Source organism: Acinetobacter sp. UBA6720, from assembly GCF_002454215.1.
In the GTDB taxonomy this organism is placed as follows: domain Bacteria; phylum Pseudomonadota; class Gammaproteobacteria; order Pseudomonadales; family Moraxellaceae; genus Acinetobacter.
In genome coordinates, this window is the sequence record NZ_DKIK01000150.1 from 2958 (window position 1) to 3159 (window position 202).

The 202-nt window shown below is 42.1% G+C and carries 1 protein-coding gene; it reads left to right on the forward strand.

Annotation, left to right across the window (positions count from 1 at the left end; all coding sequences use genetic code 11):
* Positions 1 to 202, forward strand: a 202-nt coding sequence (locus B4F08_RS13350) for an NADP-dependent isocitrate dehydrogenase (RefSeq protein ID WP_291374713.1), incomplete at both ends; no start/stop codon positions are given.

Below are 202 nucleotides of genomic sequence, written 5' to 3' on the forward strand. Positions count from 1 at the left end.
TGCCGCACGTGTTCTCGCAGAATTTTCTGAATACCTAAAAGAAGAACAAAAAGTTCCAGACAATCTTGCAGAGCTTGGTCGTCTTACACAAGATCCTGATACTAATATCATCAAACTGCCAAATATTAGTGCCTCTGTTGCTCCGCTAACAGCATGTATCAAAGAGCTTCAATCAAAAGGCTACGCGCTTCCTGATTACCCA